Source organism: Lactobacillus sp. ESL0677 (assembly GCF_029392875.1).
Classification (GTDB): Bacteria; Bacillota; Bacilli; order Lactobacillales; family Lactobacillaceae; genus Lactobacillus.
The window spans coordinates 1,068,556-1,084,137 of the sequence record NZ_CP113946.1 but is presented as its reverse complement, the minus strand read 5'-3'; the positions used below and the strand labels follow the sequence as shown (position 1 = coordinate 1,084,137).

Annotated in this window: 17 protein-coding genes; 13 read left to right on the top strand and 4 right to left on the bottom strand. The window is 38.6% G+C overall.

Annotated elements, in window-relative coordinates; all coding sequences use genetic code 11:
- Positions 1-10: 10 nt before the first annotated feature.
- Entirely contained in the window at positions 11-442 is a 432-nt protein-coding gene (gene msrB / locus OZX76_RS05175) for a peptide-methionine (R)-S-oxide reductase MsrB (protein ID WP_277178407.1), read from the top strand.
- Between the two features lie 49 nt (positions 443-491).
- On the opposite strand, the gene OZX76_RS05170 is transcribed toward msrB, so the two are convergent.
- From OZX76_RS05170 to OZX76_RS05160, 3 genes are all read right to left on the bottom strand, one after another.
- The gene (locus OZX76_RS05170) at positions 492-1,370 is read right to left on the bottom strand and encodes a YitT family protein (RefSeq protein ID WP_277178405.1); all 879 of its coding nucleotides are present in this window, start codon (positions 1,368-1,370) and stop codon (positions 492-494) included.
- A gap of 318 nt (positions 1,371-1,688) precedes the next feature.
- Positions 1,689-2,231: a peptide-methionine (S)-S-oxide reductase MsrA gene (gene msrA, locus OZX76_RS05165; protein ID WP_277178403.1), complete on the bottom strand. Its 543-nt coding sequence runs from the start codon at positions 2,229-2,231 to the stop codon at positions 1,689-1,691.
- A gap of 71 nt (positions 2,232-2,302) precedes the next feature.
- Positions 2,303-3,130 carry a pyruvate, water dikinase regulatory protein gene (locus OZX76_RS05160; protein WP_277178401.1) on the bottom strand — a complete coding sequence of 276 codons (828 nt, stop codon included), beginning with the start codon at positions 3,128-3,130 and terminating at the stop codon, positions 2,303-2,305.
- Between the two features lie 182 nt (positions 3,131-3,312).
- Between OZX76_RS05160 and rpsU the strand changes: the two genes are divergently transcribed.
- From rpsU to rpoD, 10 genes are all read left to right on the top strand, one after another.
- On the top strand, positions 3,313-3,489 hold the full coding sequence (gene rpsU, locus OZX76_RS05155) for a 30S ribosomal protein S21 (RefSeq protein WP_009560161.1): 177 nt from the start codon (positions 3,313-3,315) through the stop codon (positions 3,487-3,489).
- A gap of 132 nt (positions 3,490-3,621) precedes the next feature.
- Entirely contained in the window at positions 3,622-4,065 is a 444-nt protein-coding gene (locus OZX76_RS05150; RefSeq protein WP_277178400.1) for a GatB/YqeY domain-containing protein, read from the top strand.
- A 21-nt stretch (positions 4,066-4,086) separates the two neighbouring features.
- Positions 4,087-5,043: a PhoH family protein gene (locus OZX76_RS05145; RefSeq protein ID WP_277178398.1), complete on the top strand. Its 957-nt coding sequence runs from the start codon at positions 4,087-4,089 to the stop codon at positions 5,041-5,043.
- A complete protein-coding gene (ybeY, locus tag OZX76_RS05140; RefSeq protein ID WP_277178396.1) occupies positions 5,043-5,567 on the top strand; it encodes an rRNA maturation RNase YbeY in 525 nt (174 codons plus the stop codon). The genes OZX76_RS05145 and ybeY overlap by 1 nt, the downstream gene beginning before the upstream one ends.
- Positions 5,567-6,475 (top strand): GTPase Era, encoded by a 909-nt coding sequence (gene era, locus OZX76_RS05135; RefSeq protein WP_277178394.1) that lies wholly within the window; start codon positions 5,567-5,569, stop codon positions 6,473-6,475. The genes ybeY and era overlap by 1 nt, the downstream gene beginning before the upstream one ends.
- A complete protein-coding gene (gene recO, locus OZX76_RS05130) occupies positions 6,476-7,228 on the top strand; it encodes a DNA repair protein RecO (RefSeq protein WP_277178392.1) in 753 nt (250 codons plus the stop codon).
- A gap of 252 nt (positions 7,229-7,480) precedes the next feature.
- Positions 7,481-8,398 carry a glycine--tRNA ligase subunit alpha gene (gene glyQ, locus OZX76_RS05125; RefSeq protein ID WP_277178390.1) on the top strand — a complete coding sequence of 306 codons (918 nt, stop codon included), beginning with the start codon at positions 7,481-7,483 and terminating at the stop codon, positions 8,396-8,398.
- Positions 8,391-10,457, top strand: coding sequence for a glycine--tRNA ligase subunit beta (glyS, locus tag OZX76_RS05120; RefSeq protein ID WP_277178388.1), 2,067 nt, complete (start codon positions 8,391-8,393; stop codon positions 10,455-10,457). Before glyQ ends, glyS begins: the two co-directional genes overlap by 8 nt.
- A gap of 24 nt (positions 10,458-10,481) precedes the next feature.
- On the top strand, positions 10,482-12,299 hold the full coding sequence (gene dnaG / locus OZX76_RS05115; protein ID WP_277178386.1) for a DNA primase: 1,818 nt from the start codon (positions 10,482-10,484) through the stop codon (positions 12,297-12,299).
- Positions 12,299-13,420 (top strand): RNA polymerase sigma factor RpoD, encoded by a 1,122-nt coding sequence (gene rpoD, locus OZX76_RS05110; RefSeq protein WP_277178384.1) that lies wholly within the window; start codon positions 12,299-12,301, stop codon positions 13,418-13,420. The genes dnaG and rpoD overlap by 1 nt, the downstream gene beginning before the upstream one ends.
- Positions 13,421-13,470: 50 nt before the next feature.
- Here the strand turns inward: rpoD and OZX76_RS05105 are convergent, their stop codons facing one another.
- The gene (locus OZX76_RS05105; protein WP_277178382.1) at positions 13,471-13,911 is read right to left on the bottom strand and encodes an 8-oxo-dGTP diphosphatase; all 441 of its coding nucleotides are present in this window, start codon (positions 13,909-13,911) and stop codon (positions 13,471-13,473) included.
- A 184-nt stretch (positions 13,912-14,095) separates the two neighbouring features.
- Between OZX76_RS05105 and OZX76_RS05100 the strand changes: the two genes are divergently transcribed.
- Both OZX76_RS05100 and OZX76_RS05095 read left to right on the top strand, forming a co-directional pair.
- Positions 14,096-14,785 (top strand): class I SAM-dependent methyltransferase, encoded by a 690-nt coding sequence (locus OZX76_RS05100; RefSeq protein WP_277178381.1) that lies wholly within the window; start codon positions 14,096-14,098, stop codon positions 14,783-14,785.
- Complete coding sequence (locus tag OZX76_RS05095) at positions 14,772-15,569, top strand: Nif3-like dinuclear metal center hexameric protein (protein WP_277178379.1); 798 nt, start codon at positions 14,772-14,774, stop codon at positions 15,567-15,569. Before OZX76_RS05100 ends, OZX76_RS05095 begins: the two co-directional genes overlap by 14 nt.
- Positions 15,570-15,582: the final 13 nt, after the last annotated feature.

Sequence of the window (15,582 nt, the reverse complement as noted above, 5' to 3'; positions counted from 1 at the left end):
GTGGTATTTTATGGACCAAGAAAAAAAGAAAGCACGCTTAAAGGAATTGACGCAAGATCAGTATGCATCAACGCAGAATGCAGCGACTGACTATCCTTTTAGCGGCAAGTATGATGATTTTTATCAAAAAGGAATTTATGTTGATATTGTCTCAGGTGAGCCATTATTTTCTAGTGAGGACAAATACGATGCTGGTTGTGGTTGGCCGAGTTTTACTAAGCCAATTAAAAAATTAACTTATCATCGCGACCAGTCGCATAATATGGAGCGAACAGAAGTCAAAAGTCCCGATGCAGATTCACATTTGGGACATGTCTTTACTGATGGACCAGCTGATAAAGGCGGGTTAAGATACTGCATTAATTCGTCTGCATTAAAATTTATTCCGTATGATAAACTTGAACAATCAGGCTACGGCGAATATCGTAAATTATTTGCTTAATTTTTGGAAAGAAAAAGAGTGTTAGAAAAATTCTAACACTCTTTTTAGTTTAAACAATTTCTTGTTCCCTAAACCGTCCATAAACGCGTTCAACTTCGCTAACACTCATAAAAGCATAGGGGTCGCATTTTTTAATGATTTGTAAAATGTCATACATATCGTAACGGTCGATTACTGTGATTAAAACTGTTTTTTCATCATGGCTATATGCACCTTCAACGTCATGAAAGATAGTAATTCCCCGGTGCATTTTTTCTTGAATACCGTCAATAATTGTCTGGGGATGTTCCGTTACAATTGTAACCTGCAACTTTTGGTGTTGCGTATAAACGGCATCAATCACTCGACCATTAATAAAGATGGTTAGGGCAGAATAAAGGGCGCGGCTCCAGCCAAACGCAAAGCCAGCGGCAGCAATAATTACTAGGTTAATCATAATATTAACTTTGCCGTAACTAGCACCGGTTTTCTTTCTAATGACAATCCCGATAATATCAAGACCACCAGTTGAAATGCCGTTTTTAAGCGCAAAGCCTGTTCCTAGGCCGTTTACCATGCCACCAAAGATAGCGCAAACTAACGGATCAACGTGCATGTTGATTGGATTAATTACGTGCATCATGATTGAACCGAGGACAACTGAAATGATGGTAAAAAAGGTAAATTTATGACCAATTTTGAACCAACCGACCAGAAACAGAGGGACATTGAGCGCAAAGTACATGACCGATGTGGTTAATGTAAACGGTAAAAAGCGCTCACTCAGCGTATTTATCAGTTGGGCGAACCCGGTTATTCCGGAAGAGTACATGTGGCCTGGCGTCCAAAAGAAATTTAATGCAACTGCAACTGCCAACGAATAGAAGAAGGCTGCTGAAATTTTGGAAAGTAAATTATATCTTCTATTAAACTTATCCAATTGATCCATATAGTTAGTAATAACTCCTTATAATTAAAAGTTTTAGGACTTGGTATTTGAAATTTATGTACTAACTATCCTAAAACATTACTTAATTCGTTTTCTATTTTATCATTAATTTTCCTTTTTTCCTTCTTAATAATTTTAAAAAAGGTAATCTCTTAAATATTAAAAAAAGCCACCAGCTAATTAGCTGATGGTTTATGTGGACGATTAAACTAAGTAAAAAACAAATCTATATTTATGATAGTATAATTATTGTTACTATAAGCATATAATAAAAGGAACGTCCACAGATTTAGTATACCACTATTTTATTTATTAAAATTATTTTCCCCAATGTTTCTTGATGAAATTTTCACGACCACCAGCTTCCTCGATAGAATATCTTAGTGGATCTTTTTTATAAAAGTCTTGATGGTAATATTCAGCTTCATAAAAAGCGCTAGCAGGTTCAATTTTAGTAACAATTGGTTTGTCAAATTTACCACTATTTGCCAATTCATTTTTTGATTGTTCCGCAGCTGCTTTTTGCTCTGGAGAATTATAAAAAATTACAGGACGATAATTGTCGCCGCGATCCTGAAATTGTCCTGAAGCATCGGTTGGGTCGGTTACTTGCCAGTAGTATTCGAGCAACTTTTTATAAGGCATTATTTGTGGATCAAAAGTTATTTTTACGGCTTCTGTATGTCCGGTGTTGCCAGCACATACCTGTTCGTACGTTGGGTTAGCAACATGTCCGCCAGTATAGCCCGAAATAACCGACTCAACACCTGGTAAACTATCGAACGGCTTAACCATGCACCAGAAGCAGCCACCGGCAAAGATTGCGGTTTCTTTTTGATTAGGATTTTGTTGTTCACTCATTATTAATTACCTCCGAAATATTCTTCTTATATTAAAGCATAAATTATTGAAAAAGGGTTGCTAATCGTTGATTATTGTTCTTCAATTCCTAAATGATTCATAATTAATGCCGCAGTTTCTTCAATTGAACGGTGAGCAACATTGATTACAAAGCAACCAAGCTTGTCGTAAAGCTTCTTTGCAGAATCAAGTTCGGCTTTAATTGAATCAGTATTAGAATATGTCGTATTGGGATTAAGGCCGTATGAAATCATTCTTTGGCGTCTAATTTCATTTAATACCGACAAGTCATTAGTGAGACCGATAATTTTTTTCGGATTGATTTTATAAATTTCTTTTGGAATATGGGTGTCGGGTACTAACGGCAAGTTGGCAACTTTTAGGTTCTTATTAGCTAAAAAGAGTGACAGTGGTGTTTTAGAAGTTCTTGAAACCCCTAATAAAACTACGTCTGCTTCTAAAAAGCCCTTAGGGTCTTTACCATCATCGTACATTACAGCAAATTCCATCGCTGAAATTCGGTCAAAGTAGTGCTGGTTCATCTTGTGTTGGGCACCAATTTTTTCTAGTGGCCGCATACCCGTTACTTTTTGCAAGGACTCGATGGCAGGGGATAAAATATCAACACTCTGAACCTTGTGTTCCCTAACAAATCTAATTACTGGAATTTGCATCTCATCTTTAACCAAACTATAAATAATGATTAAATTGGAGTATTGCTCAATTTCTTCAAAAACATTATCAAGCTTGTTCTTATCGGTAATAAATGGGTAGCGGCGATAATTAACCTGAGCATCAGGGAATTGTGCAGCCGCCGCAATCGCGTTGTTAAAAGCAGTATCACCAGCAGAATCAGAGATGATAATGATGTTGACTTCTTTTTTAGTTTCTTGACTCATTGTTAACTCCTTTTTAATCAATTATACATTTTTCAAAAATGCATTAACAGATTTAGTTAAAATAATGCTGTAAAAAACTTTTTTAAAAATATTGCATGTATGTATTGACCCTTGCGTGAGGTTTGATATAATTTAAATAAATGTATGACGGTAACGTCAAGAAATGGAAGGAGGGATCACACATGGCCAAGACAGTCGTTCACGAAAACGAGTCTATTGATGATGCTCTTCGTCGTTTCAAACGTTCCGTTTCAAGAAGTGGTACCTTGCAAGAATACCGCAAACGCGAATTCTACGAAAAACCTAGTGTACGTAGAAAGCTTAAATCTGAAGCAGCACGGAAACGTAGACATTATTAATATATAAAGAAGCGACTTCTATCTGTTGATAGAGGTCGTTTTTTTACAAGTAAATTTCGTTAATTGTTTTCTACCATGGACTAGATTTGCTATAATTTAGTTAGATTCTATATTTAGGAAGAAGGAGAACTTTTGAGTTTATCAGAACAAATTATGGCTGACATGAAGGAAGCCATGAAGGCACGTGATAAAGTTAGATTGAATACGGTGCGAATGATTAAGTCAGCCTTGATGAATGAAAAGATCAAGGCAGGACATGAACTTAGTTCCGATGAAGAACTAACCGTTTTAAACCGTGAAAAGAAGCAGCGTGAAGAGTCGATTGAAGAATTTACTAAAGCTGCCAGAACCGATTTAGCTGATGAGACCAAAAAGGAATTAGCAATTGTGGAAGGATACATGCCAAAGCAATTGTCAGAGGATGAACTTGAGCAAATTGTCGTTAACACAATTGCCGAAGTTGACGCTAAAGGTAAGTCCGATTTTGGTAAGGTAATGAAGGCTTTGATGCCCAAGATTAAAGGCAAAGCTGATGGTAAAGCAGCTTCTAGTGCAGTGCGCAATCATCTAAATTAAGCAAGAAAAGGAGCGAAGTTTTTGGCTCAAACCAATTTTATTCCTAAAAATCCAGAAAATATTCAAAAACTAGTTGGAATTAATGATGGTAATCTTAACTTGTTAGCTGAAGGTTACGATCTAAGTGTAACTGATACCGGAAACCAAATTGTTGTTGACGGCGATGTTGAAAATACGCGGAAAGTAATCGCAGTTTTAAAGGCTTTAGACAATGTTGTGAGCACCGGTGTTAACATTGGTGCTCCTGATGTTGTCAGTGCAATGAAAATGGCGGATAAGGGCACGACAGAGTATTTTGCCGATTTATATAAAGAAATTCTAATTCGCGACGCTAAAGGCAAACCGATTAGGGTTAAAAATATGGGACAAAAACGCTATGTTGAAGCCATTAAAAAAAGTGATGTTGTATTTGGTATCGGACCTGCCGGTACCGGTAAAACATTCTTGGCCGTCGTTTGTGCCGTTGCAGCCTTTAAAAAGGGTGAAGTTTCGCGGATTGTTCTAACTAGACCAGCTGTTGAAGCTGGTGAATCTTTGGGCTTTTTACCAGGAGATTTGAAGGAAAAAGTTGATCCGTATTTGCGGCCAATTTATGATTCGCTTTATGCAATCTTGGGAACTAACACAACTGATCGATTGATGGAACGTGGGGTAATCGAAGTTGCTCCTTTAGCATATATGCGGGGAAGAACGCTTGATGATGCCTTTGTTATTTTGGATGAAGCGCAAAATACAACTGACGCGCAGATGAAAATGTTTTTAACGCGGTTAGGCTTTAATTCAAAGATGATTGTCAACGGGGATATGACGCAGGTCGACCTACCGGGCCGGCAGCGTAGTGGACTGATTGATGCACAGCGAATTTTAAAAGATATTGATCAAATTAAATTTATTCGCTTCACTGCTAATGATGTTGTCCGTCATCCAGTGGTTGCCAAGATTATTAATGCTTATGAGAAAGAGGACGAAAGACATTAATGACGCCTATTGAAATTACTTATAACGACGAGGTTGGTTTTTTAGAAAATGCCGATCGTGACTGGCAAGATTGGATTGCTAAGTTATTGTTACTGGCTAAAAAGGAAATTGCTAAAGACAATAATTTAGCAATGAGTATCAATTTTGTTAACGAAGAACGCAGTCACGCAATTAACAAGAAGTATCGTGAAAAAGATCGACCAACAGATGTCATTTCATTTGCAATTGAAGATGGCGATGAATGTCTTGACCTTGCAGCATTTACTGCAGATCCTGATTTTCAAGAGGATATCGGTGATTTGTTCATGTGTCCAAGTGTGATTGAGCGTCACAGTAAGGAATACGGAACAGGCTGGGACCGTGAATTTGGCTATACCCTAGTTCACGGCTTTTTGCATCTTAATGGTTACGACCATATTGAGCCTGATGAAGCAAAAGAAATGTTTGGTATTCAGGGTAAAGTGCTTGAAGAATATGGTTTACCACTGTATCCTGACCAATTAGATGAAGGCAGAGGTAAATAATGACTGAAGATAAGAAAAACAAATCCGGTTTTGTTGCGCTAGTTGGTCGACCAAACGTTGGTAAATCAACTTTAATGAATAATCTTGTTGGCCAAAAGGTGGCGATTACTTCTAGTAAGCCGCAAACCACTCGTGATAAAATTTCCGGTATTTACACAACAGATGATATGCAAGTTGTCTTCGTTGACACACCTGGGATTTTTAAACCACACCTAAAACTTGATGATTACATGGATAAGGTTAGTGTTTCTAGTTTAAACGATGTTGATCTAGTTTTATTTATGGTTGAACCTGAAAAAATGGGCAAAGGCGATGAATATATTGTTAACCTGTTAAAGCAGATTAAGGTACCCGTCTTTTTGGTAATCAACAAGGTAGATCAAGTTAATCCTAATAACTTGCTGCCAATCATTGATTCTTACCGTAAGCTTGAATTGTTTAAGGAATTTTTACCAATTTCTGCAACTCAGGGAGTGGGCATCACAGATTTAATCGCCACTTTGCACCAATATTTGCCTGAAGGCCCAGACTATTACGATCCCGAACAAATTACTGATCGGCCCGAATACTTCATGGTTGCCGAGCTGGTGCGTGAACAAATTCTGAAGTTAACAGCTGAAGAGGTGCCACACGCTGCAGCCGTTTGGGTTGAACGCATGAACCAGCATGAAAAGGGTAAATTGCAAATCGAAGCAACGATTTATGTTGAAAAAGATGGTCAAAAAGGAATTATTATCGGTAAAGGCGGCAAAATGATCAAGCAGATTGGTATTAATTCCCGTCGTCAAATCGAAAACTTGCTTGGTGAAAAGGTTAACCTTCATTTGTGGGTTAAAGTGCAGCGTAATTGGCGGTCTGATCCAAGCTTTTTGAAGCAAATTGGTTACGACAAGAAGGCACTTTCATAAATGACACGTGAACTTAAGGAAGTTCAAGGCATTATTTTTAAACGCCAAAAATTTAAAGAAGCGGATTTATTAGCTAAAATCATTACCAAAGAAAATGGCATCATTACAATGATTGCTCGTGGAGCTTTGCGACCTAAGTCAAAATTAGGAGCAGCGCTGCTTAATTTTTCTTACGGAACGTATATTATTTATACGAGTGGTCAGGGGCTAAGCAATCTACGTACTTATAAAGAAGTAAAGCAATTTGATGGTTTGTTCAACGATTTAACTAAGAATGCTTATGCTTCTTTTATTTTAGACTTGGTTGACCATGCTTTTGTGGAATATCAACCCTTAGGCAAGTACTATGCACTGACTGAATTTGCCTTAAAAAAAATCAATGCTGGCGTCGATGCCGAAATGATTACCCAAATTTGTCAAATGCAGCTGCTAGCTGCTTATGGAGTTGCTCCGGAATTGCGCAGTTGCGCTATTTGCGGTAAAAGTCAAGGCGTTTTTGATTATTCAATTAAACGTGGTGGGATTATCTGCAGCGACCATTTTTATCAGGAAACAAGTCGGATGCATTTAGAGCCCAAAGAAACAGCCGTTTTAAGAACAATCGGGTTATTGCCGATTGAGCGACTGGGTTCAATTGCCGTTAGTGAAGCAACTAAAAAAGCAACTCGCAAGGCCATTGACCGAATCTACCAAGAGACAGTTGACCTTAATTTAAAAACCAAAAAATTCTTGGATGAATTAAAATTATTTTAACCAAATCCTTTGGTTACACCCGTGATTATGGTAAAATACCAGTGTGCTTTGGCAATGATGAGGATTTTAGGAAAAGTACCAGTTAAGCGAGTGTCGTTGGTGTAAGGACATCTGGGAAACAGGCACCTCTAGCCGATTCAATTAAGAGCAGAGAAGATATTCTCTGAATTAGGGTGGAACCGCGATCAAATCTCGTCCCTATGCAAGTTTTGCATAGGCTTTTTTTATGGCCTAATGCAGGGAGGAATTAATATGGCAAAGAAAAAACTAACAATTCAAGAAATGATTTTTAAATTGGAAGAATTTTGGTCTTCCAAAGGTTGTATGATTATGCCATCATACGACGTTGAAAAAGGGGCAGGGACAATGAGTCCGTATACCTTTTTACGAGCAGTTGGTCCTGAACCTTGGGCAGCTTGTTACGTTGAGCCGTCGAGAAGACCAGCAGATGGTCGTTATGGCGACAACCCTAACCGTTTGTTCCAGCACCATCAGTTCCAAGCAGTAATTAAGCCAGCACCAGAGAATATTCAGCAATATTACTTGGATAGTTTACAAGTATTAGGTATCAATCCGCTAGAACATGATATTCGGTTTGTTGAAGATAACTGGGAAAACCCATCAATGGGTTGTGCCGGTGTTGGTTGGGAAGTTTGGCTTGACGGAATGGAAGTTAGCCAATTTACTTATTTCCAAACTGTCGGTGAGCTTGATGTTAAGCCAACCATGAGTGAAATCACTTATGGGGTTGAACGTCTAGCTTCTTATATTCAAGATGTTAATTCTGTTTTCGACTTAGAGTGGGGCAACGGTGTACTTTACCGTGACGTCTTTAAAGAAGCAGAATACGAGAATTCTAAGTATGCCTTTGAAGAATCTAACCAAGAGAATCTGTTAAAATTCTTTGATGTTTACGAAAAGACTGCTAAGCGCTTGCTAAGTCAAAACTTAGTTCAACCTGCTTACGACTATATTTTGAAGTGCTCACACACCTTTAACTTGCTTGATGCACGTGGAGCTGTGTCAGTTACTGAGCGTGCAGGTTATTTGGCACGAATTCGTAACTTGGCCCATGAAGTAGCTGTGTGCTTCGTTCAAGAACGTGAAAAGCGCGGCTTTCCATTATTAAAGAATGCAGAAGACAAGAAGGCGGGGCTTGAAAATGACTAAAAATTATTTATTTGAAATTGGAATTGAAGAAATGCCAGCACACGTGGTTTCACGGAGTGTGAAGCAACTAGCTGACAGAACCAGCAAGTTTTTAAAAGAAAACGGCTTGAAATTTAAGGATATTAAGACTTCTTCAACACCGCGAAGACTAACAATTGTTGTTGAAGAATTAGCCGAAAAACAAGCCGATATCGATGAAGTTAAAAAAGGCCCAGCTAAAAAGATTGCTCAAGATGCTGACGGTAATTGGACCAAAGCGGCGCAAGGCTTTGCTCGCGGTCAAGGCATGACAACCGACGATATTTACTTTGAAGAACTTAAGGGTACAGAATATGCTTATATTCATGTTAAGCAAGAAGGTAAAAAAGCTAGCGATATTTTGCTGGGGATGAGTGAAATCATTAAGGCTATGACCTTCCCAACTAAAATGCGTTGGGATTCGCATGATTTTGAATTTGTCCGGCCAATTCATTGGTTAGTTTCATTATTTGGCAGTGATGTTATTCCAGTTAAAATTTTGGATATTACTGCTGGTCGTAAGACTGAAGGGCATCGTTTTTTAGGTGATTCTGTTGTCCTTGCTAATGCGGATGATTATGAAGATGCACTAAAGGATCAATTTGTAATTGTCGATGCTGGCGAACGTAAAGAAATGATTGTTCAGCAAATGAATGCTTTAGTTGAAAAGAACAATTGGAAGATTAAGCTGGATAAGAACTTGCTTGAAGAAGTTACCAACTTGGTTGAATATCCAACTGTCTTTGCTGGTACTTTTGATGAAAAATACTTGCAAATGCCGCAAGAAGTTTTAATTACTTCAATGAAAGATAACCAACGTTACTTCGAAGTATATGACCAACAAGACAACTTAATTAACCACTTTATCGCTGTTCGTAATGGTAACAAAGACTATCTTGACAATGTTATTTCTGGTAACGAAAAGGTATTGGTGGCTCGGCTTGACGATGCTCAATTCTTCTATGACGAAGACCGCAAGTACCCACTAAGTCATTTTGTTCAAAGATTGAAGAACGTTTCCTTCCACGATAAAATCGGTTCAATGGCGGAAAAGACTGAACGTGTTCGGATTATCGGTGACTTTTTAGCTGAAAAATGGGACTTGGACAAGCAAACTGTAACCGATTTTGACCGAGCTAGCGAATTATATAAATTCGACTTAGTTACGCAAATGGTCGGTGAATTTGCGGAATTGCAGGGTGTGATGGGGATGCACTATGCTCGCCTTGCTGGCGAAAACGAAGCTGTTGCTGTTGCCATTAAAGAACATTACATGCCATTATCCGCAGAAGGTACTTTGCCGCAAACAACTGTCGGTGCACTATTGTCAGTAGCTGATAAGCTTGATACAATCATTACTTTCTTTGCTGCTGGCATGATCCCAACATCATCTAATGATCCGTATGCTTTGCGTCGTTATGCTTATGGAATTGTCCGCATTTTGCTTAATCAAAAGTGGTCATTACCGTTTAACCAAGTTTTACCACAAATCGTGAGCTTACTCGATGGTAAAACTGCCGCAAAAATGCCAAAATCAGAGAGTCAAGATGAGGAAATTGCTTCCTTTATTCGTGATCGAATTAATCAATACTTGCAAAAGAATAAGTTCAAGTATGACATTATCGATGCTGTTCTTGCTTCTAGTCAACAAGATCCAATTCAAATCCTAACTGCCGCAACTGTTTTGCAATCACACCACGATGATGAGCAGTTCAAGCCTGTTGTTGAAAGTTTGACACGAATTAATAACATTCTGAAAAAGGCTAAATTTAAGGGTCAAGTTCAGATTAATCCAGAGCTATTTAGCGATGTAACTGAAAACGAGCTTTATGCTGGTGTTCAAAACTTGCAGTCATTAACTGATTTAACTGAAATTTATGATGGGTTTGTTAAATTACAACCAGTTATTGACCGCTACTTTGACACTAATATGATTATGGCTAAGGATGAAGCTGTTAAAAATAACCGCTTGGCACAATTAAATGCGATTGGTGACTTGGCTGAACGCCTAGGCAATTTGAGTAAATTAGTTATTAAATAAGTTAATCAAGAATGGGTGATATGAATGGCTGGTTTAATTCCAGAAGAAACGATTGCTAAAGTTCGCAATAATGTTAACATTGTCAATGTAATCAGCCAGTATGTCTCACTTGAAAAGAAGGGCAAAGACTATATTGGTCTTTGCCCTTTTCATGAAGAAAAAACGCCCTCATTTACCGTTAATGAGGAAAAGCAGTTTTTTAAATGCTTTGGCTGCGGCAAAGGTGGCAATGTTTTTAAATTCTTGATGGAAAAGGATAATTTAACTTTTCCAGAAAGTGTTCGTAAAGTTGCCGATTTTGCTCATATTGATATTGGTGAAACAGGGCAATCGCAAGGTCATGCTACTAATCCACTGCTTAAAATGCACCAGGATGCCTGTGACTTTTATCAGCGGGTATTAACCTCAACTAATGCCGGTAAACGTGGATTAGAATATGCTCAATCCCGTGAACTTGATGATGAAATTATTGCTCATTTCAAAATCGGCTATGCGCCCAAGCAAAATAATCTTTTGTTGACATACTTGCGCGGTCATGGTTATTCAGATGATGAATTAGCTGCTAGCGGATTATTTGTCCAGACACAAGATGGTGAACTTTTTGATCGCTTTCGTGATCGGCTGATGTTTCCGCTTAGTAATGAAAGTAACTATGTCATTGGTTTTTCTGGCAGACGCTTGTCAACGGACAAGACAGAAGCCAAGTATATCAATAGTCCCGAAACGAAAATTTTTACTAAATCTAAGTTGCTATTTCACTTTGCAGAAGCTAAAAAGGCAGTTCGCGAGGAAGGACATTTAGTCTTATATGAAGGGTACATGGATGTAATTGCAGCATATAAGGCCGGAATCAAGTCAGGAATTGCCTCGATGGGAACAAGTTTAACCGATCAGCAAGTGTACATGTTGCGCCGCATTACCAAAAATATTGTTATCAATTATGATGGCGATGACCCCGGCGTTCATGCAGAGGAACGAGCAGCTAAGATGTTTGATAAGGCTGGCGGCTTTAATATTGGGATTGTTGTTTTACCGGAAAAATTGGATCCCGACGAATATGTTAAAAAATACGGCGTGGACAAATATCGTGATGAAATTAAAGGCGCGCTAACGCCAACCGACTTTTTCTTAAAACGATTAGCTCAAAAGTATAATCTGGCTAATGACCGTGAAAAAATCGCTTATCTTAGCGATGCTGTCAAAGAAATCGCGGAGCTATCCAATCCCGTTGAGCAAGATCTTTATTTAGAACGAATTGCGCAGGCTCAAAACGTGTCTAAGGACTCGCTCAAGGTTAATTTGCTTCGGCAACGACGAATTAACAACGCAGCGCAAAGACATAAAAATAATGCGGGCCCAGTTGATCCCATTTTAGAAGACGATTCAACACCAATTATTGAGGGTAATCAGACAGCTAAAATTGATCCGGTTCAAACGCGATTATTGTATTTATTTATGCATTCGGAACATGCGCGTGATTTTTTACTTGAAAATAATTTTTTGTTTCCTGATGAAAAATATGCGAATTTAGCTGAATTATGGTTAAAATTTAGTGAAGAACACGAAAATCCTGAAATAAATAGTTTTTTAGATTTTATTCCTGACGAACTTCAAGGTATAATAGTAAGTACTGAAATGACAGATATGCCCCAGGATTTTTCTGACCGCGAACTTGAAGAGCAGATGGCCGCAATCGAGATGCGTAAAATCAATGCACAGTTGAAAGATTTAGAAAATCAATTGCAAGATGCAAAACGCAAAACAGATACAACTGAAATTATTGCCATCACTCAGAAAATTTTGCAGTTAAAAAGAATTCAGGGTCAAAGGGGGGCTTTTTAGTGGTAGAAAAGAAAAATACTAGCAAAACAGAAGAACTATCTTTAGATAAAGTAGTTAAGAAAATTGTCAAGGAAGTTAAAAAAGACAAGGCAATTACTGAAGACGACTTTACTAAGCAGTTAATTAAGCCATATAAACTGCAGGGTAAGGCTGTCGACCAACTGGTGCAGGAATTCGAAGATAACGGTATTAGTATCATTGATGAAAAGGGCGAACCATCAAAATTAGCCTTAAAGAAACAAAAAGACGTCGAAAAAGCTGAATTAAAAGATATGTCAGCTCCTTCAAGTGTTCGCATGAACGATCCTGTTCGCATGTACTTGAAGGAAATCGGTCGGGTGCCATTGCTTAACGCTGACCAAGAGATTTCTTTGGCCAAAAGAATTGAAAAGGGCGACGAAGAAGCTAAGCAAGAATTAGCTGAAGCTAACTTACGGTTGGTTGTTTCCATTGCAAAACGCTACGTTGGCCGCGGGATGTCTTTCCTTGACCTTATTCAAGAAGGAAACATGGGCTTAATGAAGGCTGTAGATAAATTTGACTATAGTCTTGGCTTTAAGTTCTCAACTTATGCCACTTGGTGGATTAGGCAAGCAATTACGCGTGCTATTGCCGATCAAGCTCGGACAATTAGAATCCCAGTTCATATGGTTGAAACCATTAATAAGCTAATTCGGATTCAACGGCAATTATTGCAAGACTTGGGTCGTGAGCCAGTACCTGAAGAAATCGGTGCTGAAATGGACATGCCAACAAGTAAGGTTCGTGACATTTTAAAGATTGCGCAGGAACCAGTATCGCTTGAAACACCAATTGGTGAAGAAGACGATTCACACTTAGGTGATTTCATCAAGGATAAGGATGCAACTAGTCCTGAACAACATGCTTCTTACGAAATGCTCAAGGAACAATTAGAAGAAGTACTTGATACTTTAACTGATCGTGAAGAAAACGTCTTACGTTTGCGGTTTGGTCTCGATGACGGACGGACACGGACGCTTGAAGAAGTAGGAAAAGTTTTCGGTGTAACGCGCGAACGGATTCGGCAGATTGAGGCCAAGGCCTTACGCAAGCTGCGTCATCCTAGCCGTTCTAACCAATTACGTGATTTCTTAGATTAATAACCAAAAAAGATGATTATATCCATTGCGATACAATCATCTTTTTTTATTTAAAACAATTCGTCACGTTTGCCGTCAAGCAAGTGCTCATAAACTTGTTCATTAAAGTAAACGAGTAAATCACGGTCAAAATTATAGGCAAGCTTGTGGTTCATTAATTCATCCTTACTCATCCAAGTTAAAGAACCTTCGTTTGAGGCCTTAACTGTACCCGTAAATTCATTAGCAATATAGAAAAATACAATGTAGCGGTGATCGTTGTCATCGTAAAACTGTTTAATCCCAGCTAAACGAGGGTGACTAATTGTTAAATTTGTTTCCTCTTTAACCTCACGGACAACAGAATCGTGGAATGACTCGTGTGCTTCAACGTGACCACCGGGGAAAGTTAATCCGGGCCAAGTGGGATCATTGCGATTTAAGACTAAAATTTGTTCCCCGTTAGTTATCATGCACATGTTGGTTAGTGTAACTCGTTCAGTTCTATCCATAAATCCTCCAAATTTTTTGTTTCTTTATCATCTTACCACTAACTATTTTCTTGAAAAAGCCGTGAATTTTTACTTGTCAAAAAGGAAAAATAATAAACAGCTAGTAATTTTTATTTTACTGACTGCAACTACTAATTTTATTATGTTAAAATTTGAGTGATACATAGAGAGCAGAGGAACAAAAATGAATTTAAGGTTAAATACTTTAGCACAAATGGTTGATCAGGGAGCACGGGTGGCCGACATCGGCACCGACCATGCATACCTACCAATCGCACTCGTGCAATCTGGTAAAATCGACTACGCGATTGCCAGTGATATTGCTCAAGGTCCACTGGCCAATGCTCAAGATGATATTGCTCAGGCTGGTCTTGAGCAGCAGATTAATGTGCGACTAGGTGCTGGTCTTGAGACAATCACACATGAAGATCGGATTGATACGGTTGTGATTGCTGGAATGGGCGGTAAGTTGATGACGGAGATTCTTGATACGGCTTGGGAAAATGACTTTCAGTTTCCAACATTGGTGCTTGAACCCAATGTTGGTGAACCTGGCGTTCGCAAGTGGCTGGTGAACCATAGTTATCAAATTGAAGCTGAGGCTTTAATTACAGAAGCTGGTCACACCTATGAGTTAATTAAAGCCGTTCATGTGCCAGCCCCAGTGAAGTTAAATGATGCCGAGATTTTCTTTGGTCCATTAATTTTAAAGGTCAAAAATCCGGTCTTCTATCAAAAGTGGCGTGGTCAATTAGCATACCACCGGAATTTACTGGTCAATCTAAACAAGGCTAAAAATAAGGACACTGAGCATATCAAACAAATTGAACATGAAATTACAATGATTAAGGAGGAATTAGATGACCAAAGTTAAAGAGATAGTTAATCGTTTGCGACAAGATTTTCCTGAAGAAATTGCTAGTCAGGGTGATCCTGTCGGACTGCAAATTGGTTCGCTTGAGAAGTCAGTTACCAAGGTGCTAACAACACTTGATGTGCGGCCACAAGTTATTGAAGAAGCGACTAATCAAGGTGCTAATTTGATCATTAGTCACCACCCATTAATGTTCCATCCAGCGCGCAATTTAGATTTTGCTGATCCGCAAAATGCGATGTATGGCCAGATTATTGTGCATGGCATTACTGTCTATTCAATCCACACTAATTCCGATAAGGCGCAAAATGGTTCAAGTGATTGGCAGGCAGAAGAACTAGGACTGACTGACGTTGAGCCATTTTGCTTGGATGATGACGGCATTGCAATCGGACGCAAGGGTAAACTGCCACAAGTGATGACTGCCTATGATTTTGCTTACTATGTTAAGCAAAAGATGGGGATTAAAATGGCGCGGCTAATCACTTCCAATAACCAAAAATTGATTTCTAGTGTTGGCTTTATTTGTGGTGATGGTGGTAAGTATTGGCACCGTGCAGTTAATGAAGGATTAGATGCCTTTATTACGGGGGATGTTTATTATCATACCGGTCATGATATGATTTCTGCAGGATTGACGGTAGTTGACCCAGGGCATTATACCGAGAAGCTATTTAAGTATCGGGTCTTTGACTTACTGCAAAAGTGGAATACTGAGCGAGACTGGCAGGTAGAAGTTGCTGTTTCTCAGGTTTCAACCAATCCGTTTCAAGATTTAGTTTAATTTAAGGAGAAAA